The organism is Listeria monocytogenes (assembly GCF_013282665.1).
In the GTDB taxonomy this organism is placed as follows: Bacteria; Bacillota; Bacilli; order Lactobacillales; family Listeriaceae; genus Listeria; species Listeria monocytogenes_C.
In genome coordinates this window covers 56,587-77,779 of record NZ_CP054041.1, presented here as the reverse complement: position 1 = coordinate 77,779, position 21,193 = coordinate 56,587, and the positions used below count along the sequence as shown (strand labels likewise).

22 protein-coding genes, 1 tRNA gene and 1 pseudogene are annotated in these 21,193 nt (G+C 37.5%); 16 read left to right on the top strand and 8 right to left on the bottom strand.

Going from position 1 to position 21,193, the window contains the following annotated elements; all coding sequences use genetic code 11:
* Nucleotides 1–24 precede the first annotated feature (24 nt).
* From HRK21_RS00470 to HRK21_RS00425, 10 genes are all read left to right on the top strand, one after another.
* Nucleotides 25–990, top strand: coding sequence for a LacI family DNA-binding transcriptional regulator (locus HRK21_RS00470; RefSeq protein ID WP_070006040.1), 966 nt, complete (start codon nucleotides 25–27; stop codon nucleotides 988–990).
* Between the two features lie 59 nt (nucleotides 991–1,049).
* Complete coding sequence (locus HRK21_RS00465; protein ID WP_069887719.1) at nucleotides 1,050–2,033, top strand: Gfo/Idh/MocA family protein; 984 nt, start codon at nucleotides 1,050–1,052, stop codon at nucleotides 2,031–2,033.
* Between the two features lie 119 nt (nucleotides 2,034–2,152).
* A complete protein-coding gene (locus HRK21_RS00460; RefSeq protein WP_070006039.1) occupies nucleotides 2,153–2,521 on the top strand; it encodes a GntR family transcriptional regulator in 369 nt (122 codons plus the stop codon).
* Nucleotides 2,514–3,194 (top strand): ABC transporter ATP-binding protein, encoded by a 681-nt coding sequence (locus tag HRK21_RS00455; protein ID WP_003739158.1) that lies wholly within the window; start codon nucleotides 2,514–2,516, stop codon nucleotides 3,192–3,194. The genes HRK21_RS00460 and HRK21_RS00455 overlap by 8 nt, the downstream gene beginning before the upstream one ends.
* Complete coding sequence (locus HRK21_RS00450; RefSeq protein ID WP_070006038.1) at nucleotides 3,187–3,960, top strand: hypothetical protein; 774 nt, start codon at nucleotides 3,187–3,189, stop codon at nucleotides 3,958–3,960. The genes HRK21_RS00455 and HRK21_RS00450 overlap by 8 nt, the downstream gene beginning before the upstream one ends.
* Before the next feature lie 42 nt (nucleotides 3,961–4,002).
* Nucleotides 4,003–5,331: a DEAD/DEAH box helicase gene (locus HRK21_RS00445; protein WP_069887722.1), complete on the top strand. Its 1,329-nt coding sequence runs from the start codon at nucleotides 4,003–4,005 to the stop codon at nucleotides 5,329–5,331.
* 135 nt (nucleotides 5,332–5,466) lie between these two features.
* Nucleotides 5,467–8,145: a sigma-54-dependent transcriptional regulator gene (locus tag HRK21_RS00440; protein ID WP_070006037.1), complete on the top strand. Its 2,679-nt coding sequence runs from the start codon at nucleotides 5,467–5,469 to the stop codon at nucleotides 8,143–8,145.
* A 155-nt stretch (nucleotides 8,146–8,300) separates the two neighbouring features.
* Complete coding sequence (locus HRK21_RS00435; RefSeq protein ID WP_003722197.1) at nucleotides 8,301–8,609, top strand: PTS sugar transporter subunit IIB; 309 nt, start codon at nucleotides 8,301–8,303, stop codon at nucleotides 8,607–8,609.
* Nucleotides 8,610–8,678: 69 nt separating this feature from the next.
* Nucleotides 8,679–8,981 carry a PTS sugar transporter subunit IIA gene (locus HRK21_RS00430; RefSeq protein ID WP_003728245.1) on the top strand — a complete coding sequence of 101 codons (303 nt, stop codon included), beginning with the start codon at nucleotides 8,679–8,681 and terminating at the stop codon, nucleotides 8,979–8,981.
* Between the two features lie 21 nt (nucleotides 8,982–9,002).
* Nucleotides 9,003–10,091 carry a DUF871 domain-containing protein gene (locus HRK21_RS00425; RefSeq protein ID WP_003729776.1) on the top strand — a complete coding sequence of 363 codons (1,089 nt, stop codon included), beginning with the start codon at nucleotides 9,003–9,005 and terminating at the stop codon, nucleotides 10,089–10,091.
* Nucleotides 10,092–10,183: 92 nt separating this feature from the next.
* Here HRK21_RS00425 and HRK21_RS00420 read toward each other — a convergent pair whose 3' ends face one another.
* On the bottom strand, nucleotides 10,184–10,768 hold the full coding sequence (locus HRK21_RS00420) for a TetR/AcrR family transcriptional regulator (protein WP_070006036.1): 585 nt from the start codon (nucleotides 10,766–10,768) through the stop codon (nucleotides 10,184–10,186).
* 184 nt (nucleotides 10,769–10,952) lie between these two features.
* On the opposite strand from HRK21_RS00420, the gene HRK21_RS00415 reads away from it, so the two are divergent.
* Nucleotides 10,953–11,621, top strand: coding sequence for a class I SAM-dependent methyltransferase (locus HRK21_RS00415; RefSeq protein WP_077952721.1), 669 nt, complete (start codon nucleotides 10,953–10,955; stop codon nucleotides 11,619–11,621).
* Between the two features lie 114 nt (nucleotides 11,622–11,735).
* Nucleotides 11,736–12,273, top strand: a pseudogene (locus HRK21_RS00410) (hypothetical protein).
* 71 nt (nucleotides 12,274–12,344) lie between these two features.
* Here HRK21_RS00410 and HRK21_RS00405 read toward each other — a convergent pair.
* From HRK21_RS00405 to HRK21_RS00385, 5 genes are all read right to left on the bottom strand, one after another.
* Nucleotides 12,345–12,416: transfer RNA gene (locus HRK21_RS00405), tRNA-Arg, on the bottom strand.
* Nucleotides 12,417–12,545: 129 nt separating this feature from the next.
* Nucleotides 12,546–13,538 (bottom strand): rod-share determining protein MreBH, encoded by a 993-nt coding sequence (gene mreBH / locus HRK21_RS00400; RefSeq protein WP_069887727.1) that lies wholly within the window; start codon nucleotides 13,536–13,538, stop codon nucleotides 12,546–12,548.
* A 217-nt stretch (nucleotides 13,539–13,755) separates the two neighbouring features.
* Nucleotides 13,756–15,015 carry an MDR family MFS transporter gene (locus HRK21_RS00395; protein WP_070006035.1) on the bottom strand — a complete coding sequence of 420 codons (1,260 nt, stop codon included), beginning with the start codon at nucleotides 15,013–15,015 and terminating at the stop codon, nucleotides 13,756–13,758.
* 103 nt (nucleotides 15,016–15,118) lie between these two features.
* Nucleotides 15,119–16,351, bottom strand: a complete 1,233-nt coding sequence (locus HRK21_RS00390) for an aminopeptidase (protein WP_070006034.1) — start codon at nucleotides 16,349–16,351, stop codon at nucleotides 15,119–15,121.
* Between the two features lie 137 nt (nucleotides 16,352–16,488).
* Nucleotides 16,489–16,935 (bottom strand): flavodoxin, encoded by a 447-nt coding sequence (locus tag HRK21_RS00385; RefSeq protein ID WP_003728253.1) that lies wholly within the window; start codon nucleotides 16,933–16,935, stop codon nucleotides 16,489–16,491.
* Between the two features lie 187 nt (nucleotides 16,936–17,122).
* Here HRK21_RS00385 and map point away from each other — a divergent pair, with 187 nt between their 5' ends.
* Together map and HRK21_RS00375 are read left to right on the top strand one after the other, a co-directional pair.
* Entirely contained in the window at nucleotides 17,123–17,881 is a 759-nt protein-coding gene (map, locus tag HRK21_RS00380; RefSeq protein ID WP_003724059.1) for a type I methionyl aminopeptidase, read from the top strand.
* 125 nt (nucleotides 17,882–18,006) lie between these two features.
* The gene (locus HRK21_RS00375) at nucleotides 18,007–18,813 is read left to right on the top strand and encodes an AAC(3) family N-acetyltransferase (protein WP_070006033.1); all 807 of its coding nucleotides are present in this window, start codon (nucleotides 18,007–18,009) and stop codon (nucleotides 18,811–18,813) included.
* 19 nt (nucleotides 18,814–18,832) lie between these two features.
* On the opposite strand, the gene HRK21_RS00370 is transcribed toward HRK21_RS00375, so the two are convergent.
* Nucleotides 18,833–19,054: a DUF1128 domain-containing protein gene (locus tag HRK21_RS00370; RefSeq protein ID WP_003739149.1), complete on the bottom strand. Its 222-nt coding sequence runs from the start codon at nucleotides 19,052–19,054 to the stop codon at nucleotides 18,833–18,835.
* Nucleotides 19,055–19,143: 89 nt separating this feature from the next.
* Here HRK21_RS00370 and HRK21_RS00365 point away from each other — a divergent pair, with 89 nt between their 5' ends.
* Nucleotides 19,144–20,013 carry a YihY/virulence factor BrkB family protein gene (locus tag HRK21_RS00365; protein ID WP_069887730.1) on the top strand — a complete coding sequence of 290 codons (870 nt, stop codon included), beginning with the start codon at nucleotides 19,144–19,146 and terminating at the stop codon, nucleotides 20,011–20,013.
* A 29-nt stretch (nucleotides 20,014–20,042) separates the two neighbouring features.
* On the opposite strand, the gene HRK21_RS00360 is transcribed toward HRK21_RS00365, so the two are convergent.
* The gene (locus tag HRK21_RS00360) at nucleotides 20,043–20,687 is read right to left on the bottom strand and encodes a deoxynucleoside kinase (RefSeq protein WP_070006032.1); all 645 of its coding nucleotides are present in this window, start codon (nucleotides 20,685–20,687) and stop codon (nucleotides 20,043–20,045) included.
* 106 nt (nucleotides 20,688–20,793) lie between these two features.
* On the opposite strand from HRK21_RS00360, the gene HRK21_RS00355 reads away from it, so the two are divergent.
* Nucleotides 20,794–21,174 carry an OsmC family protein gene (locus HRK21_RS00355; protein ID WP_070006031.1) on the top strand — a complete coding sequence of 127 codons (381 nt, stop codon included), beginning with the start codon at nucleotides 20,794–20,796 and terminating at the stop codon, nucleotides 21,172–21,174.
* Nucleotides 21,175–21,193: the final 19 nt, after the last annotated feature.

The window sequence follows — 21,193 nt, the reverse complement described above, 5'->3', positions numbered from 1 at the left end:
AAAACAGAAAAGGATGCGATTCACGTGGTAGGAATTAAAGATATCGCGAAAAAGGCAGGGGTTTCCATTTCAACAGTATCCTACGCGCTTAATGGCAGCCCGAAAGTAACCGAAAAAACGCGAAAACGGATTATGACCATCGCAAATGAATTGAATTATATTCCCAATATGGCAGCACGAACGTTAAAAACAAGAGAAACAAAAATTATCGGCGTCTATTTAACGAATTACGGCGGGATTTTTTACGGAACTTTACTGGAAGGTTTAACGCAAACGCTATATAAACATGGATATGAACTCATCGCTTGCAGTGGCACGAAAACACACCGATTTTTACCTGAGAAAATGATTGATGGCGCTATTATTTTAGATGCGAATTTCCCGTCTAGCGAAATCGTTAATTATGCTAATCGCGGTCATAAATTAGTGGTGCTTGACCGGGAACTTACCCATGAAAATGTGAGCCAAGTCCTTCTGGATAATAAAGGTGGCGCAACGCTAGCGATTGATTATTTATCCACAAATTTTAAAGGTGATTTCTATGTCATTACCGGTCCAGACGATTCTTATGATGCAAGAGTTAGGCTCGAAACGGCGAAACAAGAACTCGCTCGGTCAGGTGACAAAAAGGTGCATATTATTGAAGGAGATTTTTCCGAAGAGAGTGGCGAAAGAGCAGCAGCTATTATCACGGAAAATTGGAAAGCACCCGTTTCTGTATTCGCTCTAAATGATAACATGGCCATTGGAATGTATCGTTATTTCGCAGGAACAGATTTGGAAATCGGTAAAGACGTACGTATTATTGGCTTTGATAATACGGATATAAGTGAGTATTTGGTGCCGCGCCTTGCTACTATTGAATATTCGAAGTACAAATGGGGCGCAGTTGCCGCAGATAAACTAGTGGAGCTCCTTGAAGGAGGGAATGCTGAAAACGAAATAATCTATACTACTAGAATCAGTGGACCATCTGTTTCAAACAATTAGTACCCTTTTTTCCTTATTTTAAGGTATACTTAAGATAAAATGAAGGGAGCTGTTGGCTAATGAAACTTGGAATTATGGGAACGAACTGGATTACGGATTCTTTTATTGAAGGTGCTATTAATTCAGGTGAATGGAATCTTACTGCGGTATATTCGCGCACAGAAGAGAAAGCACGCGCATTTGGAGAAAAATATGGAGAGTTGACTTATTTCACAGATATAGAAGAAATGGGCAAATCAGATGCACTTGATGCGGTCTACATCGCTTCTCCTAATGCGCTTCATTATCAACATGCGGTTAGCTTACTGAAAAATAAAAAACATGTTATCGTAGAAAAACCGATTTTTTCTACCGTAGCCGAATTGGAGCATGCACATCAAATTGCTCGCGAAAACAATGTCTTTTTATTTGAAGCAGCACGCCACATTCAAGAACCAAACTTCAAACGCCTACAAGAAAGCATCGAAAAAGTTGGCACTATTCACGGCGCAACACTTGCATATATGAAGTATTCTTCCAGATACGATCAAGTTTTAAACGGTGAAGAACCAAACATTTTCTCCTTGAAATTCTCTGGTGGATCCATCGTTGACTTGGGTGTTTATCCACTTTACTCAGCGATTACACTATTCGGTGAACCCGTAAAATCCACTTATTTTGCCACTAAATTACCAACTGGTGTAGACGGACTTGGACCAATAATTCTTGAATACCCAACATTCAATATTACTATCATTCAAGGGAAAAACTCACAGTCCTTCCTGCCAAGCGAAATTTATGGTCAAAAAGGAACACTAATTGTCGATCCACTTACTGGAATTGAAAAGATTACTTTTTACGACAACGCAACAAAAGAAGAAACTGAACTCGCTGAACCAATTTTAGCCAACGACATGCAATTTGAAGCAGCAGAGTTTGCAAGAATCATCGAACAAAGTGACCGAGATACATATGAATACTTAGCAGACCTAAGCTTAAAAGTATTACGTGTCTCCAACGAACTTCGTCACCAAAATGATATTTGGTTTGATGCGGAAAAATAATTTTGAAGAGCTAGGAAAAGGCTACCATGCTGATTCCTAGTTTTTTTGTGCTTGACAATAAATGAAACCTAAGTGTACTATTTACTTAATACACTAGTTTCGTTAAAAAGGAGGTAACAATGCAGCCAACTTTTCATGCAGATAAACCAATCTATAGTCAAATCTCTGACTGGATGAAAAAACAAATGATTACAGGTGAATGGAAAGGGGAAGATAAGTTGCCTTCTGTTCGGGAAATGGGCGTAAAGCTTGCAGTAAATCCTAATACCGTTAGCCGCGCCTATCAAGAATTAGAACGAGCAGGTTATATTTATGCAAAACGAGGGATGGGATCATTCGTCACTTCCGACAAAGCACTTTTCGACCAATTAAAAATAGAGTTAGCAGATGCGATTACAGAACGGTTTTTGGAAGAAGCGAAGAGCATTGGTTTAGATGACCAAGCAGCAATAGAATTACTAATAAAAAGGAGCCGCAACCATGAATGAAAACCTGATTACAATTACAGGATTAACGAAAAAATATCGAAAAAGAAAACCATTAAATGACATTAACTTATCTCTTCAAAAAGGGAAAATCATCGGCCTTCTTGGTCCTAATGGCGCGGGAAAAACAACTTTGTTAAATGCTATATCCGGTCTACTTAAACCAACATCTGGAACAATAAACTTAGCAGAACACAGCAGAATAGCCTATTTACCGAGCGAGGATTTTTTACCTAATATGGTTATTCGCGACTATTTTCAAATTTATCGCAGCTTTTTTCCGGATTTTGACCATGAAAAAGCAAAACAAATGATCCATTCGCTTGGAATCAATGTAAAAGAAAATACCAAATATTTATCCAAGGGTAATGCTGCAAAAGTAATGTTAGCCCTTATTTTATGCCGAGATGTAGACCTTTATTTGCTGGATGAACCATTTTCAGAAATTGATTTGATTTCACGTGATGACCTAATTAAAAGCATCGCGACTTTTCTTAAAGAAGATGCTACACTTGTTGTCACAACACACTTAATTCAAGATATGGAAATGATGTTTGATGAAATTATTTTCTTGAAACGAGGCAAAATAATTGAGCAAATAGACACAGAAACACTTCGGGAAGAAAACGGGAAATCAGTGGTAGATTACTATAGGGAGGTATTTGGGCATGCTTAAAGCACACTGGAAATTAGAATGGAATGCACATTGTTACATATTTTTTGCTACTTTTGTTGGATGGCTAATTTGTTTACTTATTGGTCTTTTTTCTAAATTAGGAAATGGCATATCAGAGTCGCTTGTAATGGAGTCAAATGTAGACGGAGCTATATTTGGATCCGGTGAGGATGTTTTCATAGCTTTAATAGGCTTCGTTGGTGCTAGTTGGTTAATCATTTGGTTGCTTTTATTTTTGGCAGCAGCTCGATCTGGAATTTACGACGAAAACCGCTATTTGTTTTTTCAAACAGAAACACCTATTTGGAAAATACTATTGAACAAATTAATCATCGTCTTAATAGAAACAGCTATTCTAACGGCGGGGGTTATTGTGATTATAATTAGCTTGGCGATAATTGGCGGGGCGGAGATGTCTTTTTCAGTAATAATAAATATCATTTTTGACACTTTTTTAGCGATAGGACTTAATACTTTTTCTTTCGTCTGTACCCTTTATTTAGCAACAGCTTTGAGTATGGTGCCAGTCAATGGTTTCCGTGTTGGTTTTATTGGTGCATTAATCTACTTTATACTAATTAATGCAATTCAAGTATCCATCGGAACAAATTTTTTATCTAAAAGTAGCTCAGAAATCCATTTTTATTATTCCCTTTTTTCAAGTGTTCATTTTAATTTTATTCAGATGAGTTTTAATCTTTTGATGGCTCTTGTTTACTTTTTCCTCGCAATAAAATTTCTAAATAAAAGTGCAGACTTGCAGTAAGCATGGTATGATACAGAGAAGAACTAATAAAGGAGTCGGGTCATGACAGAATCAAATATCCCAAGCTTTTGGGCTGAAAAATGGCAAGAACATGGTTATGAAACGCCAACAGAGATTCAAAGCGCTATGTATCAACCAATCAAAGATGGTGCAGATGTACTTGCAGTATCACCAACTGGAACGGGGAAAACGGTGGCTTATGCACTGCCAACCCTTGAAAAAATAGAGGCAATTCCAAAAACTCAATGGCTCGTTTTAGCGCCATCACATGAATTAGTTATGCAAATCACAGAAGTAATCCGTTCGTGGTTGCCAAGCGATGAGTTGACAGTGATTTCTTTAATTGGAGGAGCTAATGTCAAACGTCAAATCGAAAAATTAAAGAAAAAACCGCAAATTATTGTGGCCTCTCCAGGTCGTGCACTTGAACTAATCAAACAAAAGAAAATTAAAATGCATGAAATCAAAACGATTACTTTGGACGAATGTGACCAATTACTTCGCCAAGAAAATTTTAAAAGCACACTTGAGATTGTTGAAAGTGCTGTTCGCGATCGCCAATTGACACTTGTATCCGCGACAAAACTAGAAAATCCGGACATGTTTTTTGCACAAACAGAAAACACACCAGTAATACTAGAGGTAACAGCAAAACCAGAAGAATTAACGAATGTGGAACACTTATACATGGATGTGGAATCACGTGATAAAGCTACTTTACTGCGCCGTATTTCACATATTAAAGATATGCGCGGCTTAGTTTTCGTAAAAGACAAACCACGAATGGAAATTTTGCTTGAAAAACTGCACTACGATAAAGTAAAAGCAGCTGGAATTCACGGCGAAATTCGCAAAGAAAAACGAAAAAAATATCTGGACGACTTTAAAAAAGGCGCGTTGACTTATTTAATCGTGACAGATGTAGCGGCTCGTGGGCTGGATATAGAAGATTTACCTTACGTGATTCACTATGACTTAGCAGCAAGTGAAAAAGAGTACACGCACCGTTCTGGACGGACTGGACGAATGGGCAAATCGGGTACAGTTATTACTTTCGCTAATCCCCGTGAAATAAGGACATTAAAACAATATTTAACTATCCACAATTTAAAAGGGAAGCAGGTTCGCTTTTATCAAGGAAAGCTTCTTGACGGCGCTGTTCCAGAAAACAAAATCGCTAAAAAAGCTTCCAGACCACCAAAACAAGTTCAAAAAAGTAAGAAGGATGACGGGAAGAAACCGTTCCGGAAAGACAAGTCTACTGGAACTGTTGGAGGTCGTAAAGAAAAGCCAACTAACTCATCTAAACCGACACGGAATAATAAACCAAATAAATTCAACAAAAAACCAACTAATTTCAAAAAATCTTAAGATGCGCCGAATGTTTTTCTCTCTTGTATAGAAAGAAAAGCATTCGCGCTTTTTTTTACTTAATTTTTATCGTTGCGAGGATGCCATTTAAAAAGGTATAATGGAATCATAGAGTTTTAAAAAGGAGTAGAGTAGATGTCTAGTAGAAAAGAAGAAGTCCTCCAACTTCTAAACGAAAAAGAAGATAAAGTATCTGCTGCTGATGTCGCAGAATTGCTTCAAATGGACAGAGCGAACGCTAGTCGTTATCTAAATGATCTTTTTAAAGAAAAAAGAATAGACAAACTTCCTGGGAAACCAGTATTTTATCAAGCCGTAAAAACGATGGAAAGAGCCCCACAACAAGCAGGCACTTTGCAAGAATCTGCATTTGGAAGATTGATTGGTTCAGAAGATAGCTTAAAGGTAAGTATTCAACAAGCCAAAGCTGCCATATTATATCCACCGAATGGACTTCATAGCCTCATTCTAGGGCGCACGGGAACAGGGAAATCGTTATTTGCTGAATGTATGTATCAATTTGCGAAAGAATCGGAAACCATCCCGGCAGACGCACCATTTGTTTCGTTTAACTGTGCGGATTATGCACAAAATCCACAACTGTTATTTGGTCACATTTTTGGGGTAATCAAAGGCGCTTATACAGGAGCAGAAGAAACACGTGAAGGTTTGCTGAAAAAAGCAGACGGCGGGATTTTATTCCTTGATGAAATCCATCGTTTACCACCTGAAGGCCAAGAAATGCTCTTTACTTTTATCGATAAAGGAGAATTTCGTCCACTAGGAGAAAGTGCGAATGTGCATCGCGCGCAAGTTCAAATTATCGGAGCAACGACAGAATCACCAGATAATTTCTTATTAGAAACTTTCACAAGACGTATTCCGATGACTATTACTTTGCCATCTCTTGCAGAACGAAACCTAGAAGAGCGCTATCAATTAGTGGAGTTTTTCTTGAACCAAGAAGCAACAAGACTTCACCAATCCATACGTGTACACAGAAAAGCGTTGATTGCTTTTTTACTTTATCATGCAAGCGCTAACGTGGGTCAATTGCAAAGAGACTTAAAATTGGCCTGTGCCAAGGCTTTTCTGCATTATAAAACCAAAACAGCCAATTATATTTTAATCGAACAAGATGACTTACCTATCCACGTTCAAAAAGGTTTACTTCACTTAAAAGACGAACCGGAAAAATTAAACCGTTTAATCGACGTCAACAAAACCATTTTTAAATTTGTTGATACGAGTGATGAATTTGTCGAAACGGAAGATGTGCACGATGTTTATCATGCCATCCAAGAAAAAGCAGACCAATTAATGAAAGAAGGGAAGGACCAAAGCGAGTTAGAAGAAGCGCTTTATGTGGATGTGGATCAATACTTCCACGATTACATGGTCCAGTTACCAACCCACCAAACAGCGAAAGAAATCATTGCACCAGCAGTTTGGGAATTAACAGAAAAAGTATATGCCATGGCGGAAGAAAAATTAAATCGTAAATACAACGAAAAAATGAAATTCGCCTTCTCCTTGCATTTACAAAGCACTATTGAACGAGTACGCGAACAAAAACATATTATTCATCCAGATTTAAATAATATTCGCAAAAAATATCCTAAAGAATTCCAAGTAGCTATTGATTTATCCGCGCTGATAGAACAAGAATTAAACATTGAAATTCCTTTTGACGAAATTGGATTTTTAACGATGTTCTTAACCGAGGAAGTAGTGGATACATCGCTTTCTCAAGAAAACCAAGTAGAAGTGATTGTGATGATGCACGGTCGTTCAACTGCTACAAGTATGGTGGAAACGGTGCAAGAATTACTAAGCATTGAAAGTGGGATTGCTCTTGATATGCCGCTTACCGTTGAAGTAAAGGCAATGTATGAAAAATTAAAGCAAACTGTCATCAAATTAAACCCAGTCAAAGGAGTTCTAATCCTATCTGATATGGGGTCACTTACTTCTTTTGGTAATATGCTGACCGAAGAGCTAGGAGTTCGCACGAAAACTGTTACAATGGTAAGCACACCAGTTGTATTAGAAGCGATGCGAAAAGCTTCACTCGGACGCGGCTTAGAAGATATTTATCAAAGTTGTGAGCAATTATTTGAAAATAAATATAAAGCACATGTCTTACGAGCTAAACCCGTAAAAAATGCGGTAATCTTCACTTGTTTTACTGGAGAAGGAGTAGCCGAGCAATTACGCAAAGTCGTAGCGCCAATTATTGATGAAACGAAAATTGAAATTATTGTATTGCAATTCTTGCACAAGGAAGCTTTTCGTGAGCGAATTGATCAACTCATGGAAGAATACAATATACTAGCTATCATGGGTTCAGTAGCCTTTGAATACCGCGATATCCCATTCTTTAGCGCGCTGGAAGTTCTATCAGAAGGTGGCTTAGGAATTGTTTCTAGAATTTTAAATGATGAAGTACCTTATGAAAAATTAATCGCTTCATTAGAAGGAAATTTACAAGCAGTAAGTTCTGCAGAGCAACTAGTCTACTTTTTACGAAAAGTGATTTCAGAACTACAATTGCAACTTAATGTTATACTTGAGTCAGGGGTAGACATTGGAATGATCCTGCACTTAGCTTTCCTTATCGAACGTGTAAAATTAGGGGCTGTCGACCGGGAATTCCCAGATTTAAATGAATTTGCCAAAAACCATATGGTAGAAATGCAAATCACGCAACAAATGATGGAAAACGTAGAAATTGAGTATGATATCGTAATACCACAATCAGAAATCGCATATTTAACACAGATGATGCTCTCCAATCAGGTAGAAGAAAATTAAGAAAAAAACTGCCAAGTGTGTATTGTCTTACACACTTGGCTTTTTTACTTGTGTAAGTGAAAACTTGATAAGAAAGCAACAAACAAGAAGAAAAGTTGGCACATATCTTGCATATTATACATACGTGCAGCTTTTCAAACTAGGAGGTTAAATTAATGAATAACATCATGTTAGTTTGTTCGGCCGGTATGTCCACAAGTCTGCTCGTAAAAAAAATGACAGAAGCTATCGAAAAACAACAAGTGGACGCTACTGTCATTGCAGTGGCGGAAGCTGATTTTGATAAGTATAAAGGCAACGTAGATGTTGTTTTACTCGCACCACAAGTTCGGTTTTTAGAGAAGAATTTGAAGCGAGTACTGGATCCATTAGGTATTCCAGTTGCGATCATTAACGGGATTGACTATGGAACAATGGACGGCGAAAAAGTGCTAAATGATGCACTAGCAATGATTGAGAAATAATCTCGAGTTCGAGACTGCTTGAAGAGCAATTAGACATACGTTCGATAAATGAAAAAGGATGTGTAAACAATGGAATTAGAACAAACAATTATGCAATTAATCGTACACGGGGGAAACGCTAAAAGCGACGCAATGCTAGCAATCGAAGCGGCAAAAAAAGGGGATTTTGACGCGGCAGATGAGCAAATCAAAAGTGCAGAAGCGGCACTACTTGAAGCACACCATTCACAAACTTCATTAATTCAAGGGGAAGCACGCGGCGAAAAGGCAGAAGTATCTTTACTACTAGTTCACGCGCAAGATCACTTAATGAACGCTATTACTTTTAAAGATTTAGCTAAAGAAATTATTGATTTATACCGCTCTAAATAAGTTTTTGAAGGGATGATTTAAATGAGAAAATTAGGAATATCCGTATTTCCACAACATGTAGCACTAGAAGAATCATTAGAATATATTGAAACAGCTGCAAAATATGGTTTTAGCCGTATCTTCACTTGCTTGATTTCTGCTAATGATGAAGCGGAATTTGCTAAATTAGAAACTATTTGCAAACGCGCAAAAGAATTAGGATTTGACGTTATTGCTGATGTTGATCCTACTGTATTTGAATCGTTAAATATCACTTATAAAGAATTAGATCGTTTCAAAGAGCTTGGTTTAGCAGGCCTTCGTCTTGATTTAGGCTTCTCCGGTTCCGAAGAGGCAGCAATGTCATTCGACGATACGGACTTAAAAATCGAGTTAAACATTAGTAATGGTACTCGCTACGTTGAAAATATCCTATCTTACCAAGCCAACGTAGGAAATATCATTGGTTGTCATAACTTCTACCCAAGAAAATACACTGGTCTTTCCAGAGAACATTTCTTACGTACAAGTAAACAATTCAAAGATTTAAACTTACGTACAGCGGCGTTCGTATCTTCTAACAGCGGCGAATTTGGCCCTTGGTTTGTTGTGGACGGCGGGCTTCCAACAATGGAAGAACATCGCGGAGTAGACATTACTGTTCAAGCAAAAGATCTTTGGAACACTGGCCTGATTGATGACGTCATTGTCGGGAATATGTTCGCTTCTGAAGACGAATTACGCGCTTTAAGCGAATTAAACCGTAATGAATTACAATTAGCAGTAGAGTTTTTAGACGGCGCAACAGACGTGGAAAAAGAAATCGTTTTAACACAAAAACATTTCAATCGTGGCGATGCTTCCGAGTACGTGCTACGTTCAACAATGACGCGTGTTAATTTCAAACAATTCGATTTCCCTGCACACGACACAAATACTATTGCAAAAGGCGACGTGACTATCGATAACGACGGTTATGAGCGCTATAAAGGCGAAATGCAAGTAGCACTTCAAGAAATGGAAAACTCCGGCAACACCAATATCGTTGCTCGAATCGTTCCAGAAGAGCGCTATTTACTAGATACGATTCTACCATGGCAACATTTTAGATTGGTTGAGAAGAAGAAATAATAAAAATTACAAGTTATAAAAAACGTCTGCAATCACATTAAAAAATGGATTGCAGACGTTTTATTGTGTCAAAAATGAATACATTGCTTAATTTATTCATTATATTTCCCAATCAACCCATACAAAAACAACTGCACTATCTCAGGCTGTTTCTCCTCAAGTTCTTCCTCTGGAACTGTGAAACCTAAACCATTAATTGCTTCAATAAAAAGTTGAATCGATCGATCAGAAAGACGGCTATCAATAATTTTTTCTTGCTTGCCAATAGCAATATATTTCATATAAATGTCATTTTTAAGTGCGTTAATATTATTCACTAACAGTGCGATAAATTGCGCGTCTTTACTAGCTTTTTCTGAAATAAATTTACTTAAAGAAAGATTTATTTCTGCATTACACAGCTGAATAGCCCGCTCTAATTTTTGCGTAAATGTTCCTTCTGATGCTAAAATTTCTTCCGCTAAAGTAATAGTATCTTGCATAATAATGCTAGCACATTCAGAAACAAGCGCTTCTTTACTTCCGAAATAATTATAAATAGATACTTGCGAAACATCTGCGAGGGTGGCAATATCTTTAATACTTACATCGGAAAATCCTTTTTTCCCAAATAAAGAAAGTGCTGCCTGGATAATTGCAGTCTTCTTTTTTCGTGTTCTTTTTTCATAATTATTCATGTCTTAAACACTTCCCTAAGCTAATCTTGTCCTTAATACTAATATAACATAAAAATTTTTGATTTGAAATATAAATCAATAAATTTCAAAAGTTGTTGACTTGTACGTGAAGGTTATTATACAATGGTTTTGAAATATTATAAACACTATTTCAAAACTAGAGAGTCGCGAAAGGACTTTAATTATGATGAAAAAAACCAAAAGAAAGAAAATAACGCTAATTATTTTGGGAGGTGTCATTGGGATGAGTTTTATTTTATACAAACCATTAATTAGCTATTTAAGCGAACAAGCAGCAAATCCGCATGGAATTATTGGTGAAATTACTACGAAAATATGGTCATCCTATTTTGAAGATTTGAGTAAGTGGACAATTAGTAATACAGAAATGAATGATGTTACTCATGTATTAGATATTGGTTATGGTGGGGGTTCCAATATTAAAAACTTAGCTGAATTAAATAAAAATTGGACTATTTACGGAGCGGATATTTCTGAAGAATCTTATAAAACAGCCACCAATTTGAACAAAAAAGCAATCAATAATGGCAAAGTGAAGCTATCTATACAAGATGTCGCTTTGATGAATTATCAAACGGGTTTTTTCGATTTAGTTTATGCCATTCAAACACATATGTACTGGGATAATCCCCAAAAAGGCTTTGAAGAAATTTATCGTGTCATGTCACAAGATGGTGTTTTAATACTGTCATCCGAAAAAGATAAAATTGATTATCATATGGACGAATATAAAACAACCGCCTCACTAACAGCGCTCTTAAAAGAAATTGGCTTTAGGGAGGTAGTGGAGAAGGAGAAAGGGAATTGGATTTTGTATACGGTCAGAAAATAATTGCGAGCTATGGAAAATTTGTTATAATAAATAAAACGCTCTAATGCAGACTCCAATTATATACATCATGAGGGGAAAACATTGTTAAAGCTATACAAAAAAGAATAAAATCAAATCTTGTATGCTGAGTACTGGATTAATAATGATAAGGCAATCGTGCATTACGGTAAAATTGGCAAGGTAGGAGAGAAAGAAGAACCCCCCAACTATCTGGAAAATACGAGAGCAAAGCTGCGTTCCATGAGGCGTTTATTAAGCGATTTGTTCCGCAAGACTATAGCGAAAATCCCCCAAATGAAAATTTTTGGATATTAATTCAATATCCACTCAAAAGTTTAACAGGAACAAAACGTGATATTTGGCTGAAAAATCGAGTAAAAGACGTTTTAAATGACGATTTAGGTTGGAAAGGCTTAGGGGGTGTGGATGGTTTTGACATAGGACAAATCGCGAATCCCAACAAGCAATTTGCTTTAAATATATTTTGTGTGGTTTTGATGAAGAAATAGATATCAAAGTGATTAAATCAGCTCTAAGAAATAATAGTTGTGATTACACTAAAGTGAAAATTGCTTCCAGACCATTTTCAGATGATGCGGAATATACGTTGAAATTTTCAGCAAAGAAAAATGATGTAACATTTTATGCATGAATAAAGAGTTGAAATAAAAACGAAAAAAGCCGGAAACCTTGATTTATCAAGTGCTTTCGGCTTTTTTTGAGCGCCCATACGCGGAATCGAACCACGAACTAGCCCTTAGGAGGGGCTTGTTATATCCGTTTAACTATATGGGCCTATTATCTAATTTATCTGACTCCCAAAAGCCAGACACCAGAAATAAGTTTACCAGAAATAAGGGTTTTCAGCAAGATAAAGAAGCATCTGATTGCAAGGGTTACCATGCCATCAGATGCTTATCGCCATTAATTCTTGGCTAATTTATCTGCAAAAACGAGGGATCTACCTGTGCCAATTGCAACGGATTCCAAAGGACTTGGAGCCATATGTACAGGGACATCTATTTCTTGTACAAGCCAGTCGCGAAAACCTTGAAGTAGGGAGCCACCACCACTTAAAATAATACCACGATCGACAATATCTCCACTTAATTCTGGTGGGCAAAGTTCAAGCGTATTCCGAATAGCTTCTAATATACGTTGTAGTGTTTCCGCTAAAGCGCTTTGGATTTCCGTAGAACTTACTTGGATTGTTTTTGGTAAGCCAGTAAGTAAATCGCGACCACGAATATCTGCTGTTTGTGCTACGTGTTCAATCGGTGCATAACCAAGCTCCATTTTAATTCGTTCTGCCGTCGATTGGCCAATTAAAAGATTGTAATTTTTGCGGATATATTGAATAATCTCTTCATCCATATGATCGCCACCTGTGCGAATTGAAGTGCTTGAAACCACGCCACCATATGAAATAATTGCAATCTCACTTGTACCGCCACCAATATCCACAATTACATTAGCGACAGGCTCGGCTACAGGTAAATCAGCGCCAATTGCAGCTGCAACAGGCTCTTCGATTAAAACGACTGAACGAGCGCCAGTTGATCTTACCGCGTCAGAAATAGCGCGGCGCTCGACTGATGTTGCGCCAGTGGGTGTGCAAACGACCACATTGGGCTTTCTCACACCGCTAACTGAAATCCGGCGCATAATCTCGCGCAAAAGCCCACTCGTTAAATCAAAGTCAGCGATAACACCGTCTTTCATTGGTCTTACAGCAGAAATCGAAGTCGGCGTTTTACCAATCATCTCTTTTGCTTCCTGGCCAATCGCAAGTACCGTTCCATCATTCGTATTTAGCGCGACCACAGAAGGTTCATTCAGTATAATGCCTTTTTCTTTACTGTAAACTAAAATATTCGCAGTACCTAAATCAATTCCAATAGTTGTTGTTCCAAACATTCTCACACCTAACTTTCTATTAAAAATAGCGAGTAAATTCTAGGTGTACAACTAACAGTATAGTCTTTTTTCACCTTATAAGCATTATTTAAACATGGATGAAATGAAAAGGTAATTTAAAATGTTGATATGGTAGGTATTTTCGGTATTTCGTAAAAATTTCGTAAAAAAAGTAATCAAATAAAAACGACTATCCAGAGCAGATAGTCGTTTTTTATTAGGAAATTTGACGCTGTTTTTCAAATTCTGCGTACATATAGTAATAAATTAGTCCGCTAATGAGCGCTAAAATACCAATAATAGTAAATGTGCCAGTATAGCCAATTAAAGTCGAAATTGTAATCGCAAGTGGAGCAATGACTTTACCCAGCGTATAACGAAGTCCAGCAGCAGAGAAGTACATCGCCCGTTTATCTTCTGGAGCTAATTGTGAAACAAAGGTTTGTTGTAAGCCAACAGTCATCAGTTCCGCAAAGCTAAAGAGAATAATGGCACAAATTGCTCCCCATGGGCCTGTCGAGATACCAAATAAGAAAATCGCTATCCCATAGAGAAAAGAAGAATTCATAAAGACGAATTTTTCTCTAAAATGGCTCATCCAACGAGTGACAACGACCGTAAGCGCTGCAACAAAGAAGCCGTTAATAGAAACAATAACCCCGAACAATTGCTCACCTGTAAAATGAAACGCGAACAAGTTAGATGCACCGATAACTTCTTTAATATAGAGCGGGAAAAGTAAATCCAGTTGCATAAATGACTGAGAAATAATAATCCCTGCAACAATATAAAGAAAGAAGATCTTGTCTTTAAAAATAATTTTATAGTTTTTCAGTTGCTCCATTAAAACAGCACCGATACTTTTACGAACAACCTCTTTTTGTAAATCAGGATTAACCAAAAGAGGGGCTGTTTCATGACCGAATTTTTGCAGTAAAAAGAGTAATAATAAATCCGCGCAAACAATGGCAAGTAGCGTTTCTGTCGTGAAATTATAGAATAAGACCGAACCAAGAATGGGGCCAATAACGACCGCAATATTAATCATCATATAGAACACGGAATAAATATGCGTCCGATGTTCAGGTGGAACCACATCCGCAATCATCGCTTGACTTGCTGGCTGATAAAACGCCATAAAAACACTCGCAATCGCGAAACCAGCAAAACTCAAGTAAGGAGAATCCACAACATGAAGTGCACCTATTGCAAAAACAAGAAAACCAAAACCTTCTCCAATGACAGAAATACTCATCATCCGTTTACGACCAAAGTTATCCGCAAAATAACCGCCAAGCAAAGCTGTGAAAACCGCCAACACTTGCGAAATAATCAGCAAAAGACTCGTCAGCTCGCGCCCAATACTTTCCGAAAAGTAAATCGTTAGAAAGGGGAAGACCATCCAAAAAGAAATATCGAGTAGTGCTTCCCCAAAAAGCCTTACTTTTAAATTGATGTCCCATGTACTAAATTTCATCCAATGCACCTCGCTCTCTTTTGTAAAAAATAAACAAACGAAAACCCTTGAAAGCCAAAAGCTACAAGGGTTTTACGCAAAAGGCATAAGTTTTAAAAAAGGATTAGAACGCCCAGTCGCCTTTACGGAAAACAGGAACAACTTCACCAGATTCGGTTACACCATCAATGTCCATTTCAGAAGAACCAATCATGAAATCAACGTGTGTTAAACTATTGTTCACACCAGCTGCTTCTAATTCTTCACGAGACATTTCTTCGCCACCTTTAACATTAAATGCATACGCACTACCAATTGCTAAGTGGTTAGAAGCATTTTCGTCAAATAGTGTATTGTAGAATAAAATGCCGGATTGAGAAATAGGGGAAGGGTCTGGAACTAGCGCCACTTCGCCTAAATAGTGAGAGCCTTCATCTGTCGCGATTAAATCTTTCAAAATTTCTTCGCCGGATGCTGCTTCTACACTTACAATACGACCTTTTTCGAAAGTGATTTTGAAGTCATCGATAATATTTCCTGCATAACTAAGTGGTTTTGTACTAGAAACATAACCTTCCACTTTTAGTTTATCCGCACAACAGAATACTTCTTCTGTTGGCATATTGGCCATAAATTCATGTCCTTTTTTATTCTTACTGCCAGCGCCAACCCAAAGATGGTTTTTTGGAAGACCGATTGTAAGGTCAGTTCCAGGAGCCGTATAATGTAAAGAAGTAAATTGTTTTTCATTTAAACTTTCTGCTTTAGCAGCTAGTGTTTGATCGTGATTTTTCCAAGTTTCTACTGGGTTTTCGGTGTTAATACGAGTTGTTTCAAAAATAGCTTCCCAAAGTGTTTCCATTTGTTCTGCTGGCGTTAGATCTGGGAATACTTTTGCAGCCCATCCTTGTGAAGCTGCTGCAACAACTGTCCAGCTTACGACATTTGCTTGCATTAACTCGCGAAACTCGCTCATTGCTCCACCCATTGTTTTCTGGAATGTCGCAATTTTGTTGCTATCCACGCCATTTAGTAAATCTGGATCTTCGGAAGTGATAGAGATAAAACAAGCGCCTTCTTTGGCAAGTTCTGTTTTTTCTGCAACACGGTGAACCGGAGCACTTTCAAAAACGCGTAGTGGAGCATTTTTGTAACGTAATGCGCCTAATTCTTCATCGCGCCAATCCATAATGACATCCTCTGCGCCTACTTCAAAAGCATATTTGGAAATAAGACGAACAAGGGGAGCCGCATCAACTGGAGCCATAATTACCACTTTCTGTTCAGGTTGGACATTTACCCCAACTTTTACAATCAATTCTGCATACTTTTCTAATTTTTCACTAAATACTGTCATAATTAATCACTCCAATCTTTTTATTCAATACGAGAATTGTATCTCAATTAATGAGGTAAAGCAACCACTACGCTACTGTTTTCGCTATTTTTAAATAAATAAAAAAGCAAGTCCGAAAAAGAGGACTTGCTTTCGAATTATCCTTTTAATACATCAACAAATGTTTTTGCGTAACTTTCCGCGCGAACAACATCTTCTTCATCAGGATCAAGGTCTACTTTTAGCCCCGCAACAGGAACAGTAGCGCCTTGCTCTTTTAAGCGAGTTTCAATTAAATCAACTGTTAAACAGTATTCATCATAAAAAGTATCGCCAGAACCGAAAGAAGCGCAAACTTTGCCGCTAAAATCAACGTCCGCCATATCTTCATAAAAATCAACGAACTCATCAGGAAGCTGACCATCATCATATGTATAGCCACCGATTAGAGCACCATCATATTCTAGTAAATCTTCAGGATCAACTGAAATACATTCTTCAATTTCTACTTCGATATCGTATTTTTCTAATTCTTCACCTAAAATGTCGGCAATTTCTTGTGTATTACCAGTCATGCTGGCATAAACGATCATCACTTTTGTCATTTTGCATCACCATTTTCTGAATTTTTTATTGTTTAAAACGGCACAAACCAGTCCACCATTTTTTAACTGATACATTCTATTATAAATGTCTTCAGAAAAACTGCAACCTTTTTTCCAGATTACTTTATTTCTAAGGGGTTTCGAGCTATAATAGTAAATAGTGGAAATTTTAGGAGGGAATGAAAAGATGATTACACTCAAATCAAGACGCGAAATTGATGAGATGAAAGCAGCAGGGAAAATCCTTGCCGATACGCATAAAGAACTTAAAAAAATTATTAAACCAGGGATTACTAGCTGGGATTTAGAAGTATTTACAGAAGAATTTTTACGTAAAAATGGCGCAACTCCAGAGCAAAAAGGCTTTGAAGGTTATGAATACGCTATTTGTGCAAGTATTAATGACGAAATTTGTCACGGGTTCCCGCGCAAACAAAAGCTTAACCAAGGCGATATTATTACAGTAGATATGGTCGTGAATTATCACGGCGCACTTGCTGATTCTGCTTGGACTTATGCAGTAGGAGAAGTGCCTGATGATGTGAAACATTTAATGGATGTAACGCATAAAGCACTTTACTTAGGTATTGAACAAGCACAAGTAGGCGCGAGAGTTGGCGATATTGGTCATGCTATTCAAACATACGTAGAATCAGAAAATCTTGCTGTTGTACGTGAGTTTATCGGTCATGGCGTTGGACCAACTTTGCATGAAAAACCAGATATCCCACATTATGGTACAGCTGGCAAAGGACCTCGCTTAAAAGAAGGCATGGTTATTACAGTGGAACCAATGGTCAATATGGGTGCTTGGAAAGCCAAAATGGACGATAATGGCTGGACTGCTAGAACCGTTGATGGCTCTTTGTCTGCACAATATGAACATACCTTTGCAATTACAAAAGATGGTCCAGAAATTTTAACGTATCAAGGCGAAAACGATTAATTAAACTATTTAGCCAGATGCATTTAGAACAGAATGCAAGTAAAAGCACAAGTTTCACACAGCTGCTTTTAGTTTGCCGTTTTTTTCTAGGCATCTGGCTTTATTTTTAGAGGCGGTGAGAGACAATGGGAGAAAAAATGGCTATTTGGCGCACAAAAAAACCAGCAACAAAACAAAAAATCGTGTCAGACTTACAAGAATCGGGTATTAAAAAAGGGGATACGATTATTTTTCATTCCTCTATGTCAAAAGCGCACTGGATTTGCGGCGGCCCAGTTACCGTTATTTTAGCATTGCAAGAACTGGTTGGTGAATCGGGCAATATAGTCATGCCAGCTCAAACAGGTCAATTAAGTGATCCTGCTAAGTGGGAAAATCCGCCAGTTCCTGAAAGTTGGTGGAAAATAATTCGCAGAGAAACACCGCCATTTGACCCGCTTGTAACACCAACTCGTGGAATGGGTGTCATTGCCGAAACATTTCGTACCATGCCAGATGTTGAGCGCAGTTTTCATCCATACCATTCTTTTTGTGCTTGGGGAAAAGATAAAAAACAAATTCTTGCCAACCAGCCACTTGCGAAAAGCATGGGGGATGAATCGCCGCTAGGGAAAATGTATCAACTTGGTGCGAAAATTATCTTGTTTGGGCTAGATAACAATAACAATACATCGCTTCATTTAGCGGAAGAACGCTCCAATGTGTTTCCGCTCATCGAAAACCAGGCAGCTTTTCTTAAAAACGGCGAAATCATTTGGGAGAAGTATCAGGAAATTGATTATAATAGTGAAGTGTTTATAGCGTTAGGTCGCGCTTATGAGAAAGAACGTGACTTTCACCCAACGACGATTATCGGAGCGCCGACGAAAATTTATGATATGCGTGATTTAGTGGATTTTGGCACCAATTATTTCCAAACAAAAAACCACTAAAAAGTGGCTGGAATTTGTTTTATTTGCGAATCCGGCGTAATTCTTCTGCAAATAATTGCATCTCACGCGGACTAAAATTGGATTTACGTTTAATTAGCTGATAAATATCGATAAGTGCGTTATAATCAACAGAGTCAAGCTCCAGATTTTCAAAAACACCAACATTCACCATTTTTAGTTTCGTTGTAATTTCGGTTAACATAAAATGCAAGTTTTCCTGTGAAGGGGTTTCAAGATTCATCTTTTTGCTCCTTTCAAGCTAATAGACAAAATTTTACCATAGTAGAAGAAAAACTTCCAGACGAATGACTAGAACAGGGGGCCTTATCAGTGTGGAAAAAAGTAGTTAAATATACAAAGAAAAACGGGATTGTTCAAATCGGCCAAGCAGTTAGTGCAAGAGTAGGTCGAAATGATGTTTCAGGAAATGCAGCACAGTTAGCTTATTATATGCTATTTTCCATTTTCCCAATGCTCTTAATCGCGGCAACCTTACTTGCCTATCTTCATATTGATAAAGATTCCGTTTTTAATATGATTAAAGAATTTGCGCCAGACCAGATTATGGACTTTTTAGAAGAAAATTTAAATAACTTACTAACGCAGAAAAATGGCGGATTACTTTCTATCGGGATTATCGCGACTTTATGGTCAGCATCTAATGGCATGAATGCGGTCATGAAATCGCTCAATAAAGCATACGGAGTAACGAATAAACGGAATTATGTCGTGCAACGATTACTCTCCATGTTTTTCACACTCGCAATGCTTGCAACAGTGGGGGCAACCTTGCTATTACTTGTATTTGGACAACAAATAGGGATGTTTTTAATTAATCATTTGAATTTCTCCGAGGACTTTCTTAGCTTTTGGAATAATCTTCGTTGGACGGTTACGCTCATTGTTATTTTCGTCGTCTTTACCTTTTTATATTGGGTGGCACCAAACCGGCGCAGTACGTTGATTAGTGTTCTACCTGGAGCGCTTTTTTCAACAATCGGTTGGACTGTTGCCTCGCTAGGTTTTGCGTATTACGTGAATAATTTCGGCAACTATTCGGCAACATATGGCAGTATCGGTGTAATAATTATTTTAATGTTATGGTTTTATTTGACCGGCATCATTTTGATGATTGGCGGAGAGCTTAATGCTACGCTTGCAATTCGGAAAAAGAAAAAAGAATTAGGCGAAATCAATTAAAAAAACGCTAAAACAGCAAAATGTCTGTTTTAGCGTTTTAATTTTTCATGAATGAGTTGCATGACATAATCGGCATCATTTGGTTGTTTAATATCTATTTCGTCAATATTAATAACAAGGGTTTCACTCTTATCATAAGACTCAAACCAGCTGTCATAACGACTATGCAGGTGCTTATAATAGTCAAGTAAACCTGGATTATCAAAGGTTTGCTCATAAGGACGACCACGAAGAGCAATTCGGCTCAATACAGTGTCCAAACTTCCGCGCAAATAAATCAACAAATCAGGTGCTTTTTTCGGCATATAAGCAAGTTCTTCCATCATATTGTCGAGTAAATCAAGGTATGTATCCATCTCAGGTTCTGAAATATTGCCTTCTTCAAAATTAATTTGCGTAAAAAGCGCGTCCTCGTAAATGCTACGATCAAGCACATTATTTTGATCCGTTAACGCAGCTTTAATACTACGAAAGCGGGTATTTAAAAAATATATTTGTAAGGCAAAAGCCCATCTTTTTGGGTCATCATAAAACATTTCAAGGATGCGGTTATCCTTAATGCTTTCATAAAATGCCTTTGTTCCAAGTTTATTTGCAATTAGCTCTGTATAACTACTTTTCCCAGCGCCAATCATTCCTGCTAAAACAATCACTTTATTTCCTACTCCTTCCATAACATGAGTAGCCTCCTTTTTTGGTCGACTATCTGTTCATTATACTACTAATTTGCTTAATAAGGAGATTTTTTGTACGATAAAAGAGAAGAAATGAGGGATAACCATGACAAAACCATTAAAGCTAGTTTATACCGAAAATGGGTTTGACACAGGAAGTTTTTTAATCGATGACAAACTAACTGATTATTCACCAGCAGATTTGATGTTGATGTCTATTGCCAGTTGTAGCGCCATTGTTTTTCGTAACATTTTAAAGAAAAAACGAGTAGACTTCACTGACTTGTGGGTAGATGCTACAATGGAACGCATCCCAGAGGACGAAAATCGTATAAGCGCGATACATCTTCATTTTAAAATAACTGGTGCGGACTTGAATCCAAAAGCACTTGAAAAAGCTTTAAAACTAACACCGAAATACTGTTCGATGGTTCGTTCTGTCGAAAAAAGCATCCTTGTCGATGAAAGTCTTGAAATCATGCCATAAACTACTGACAAGTGGCTGT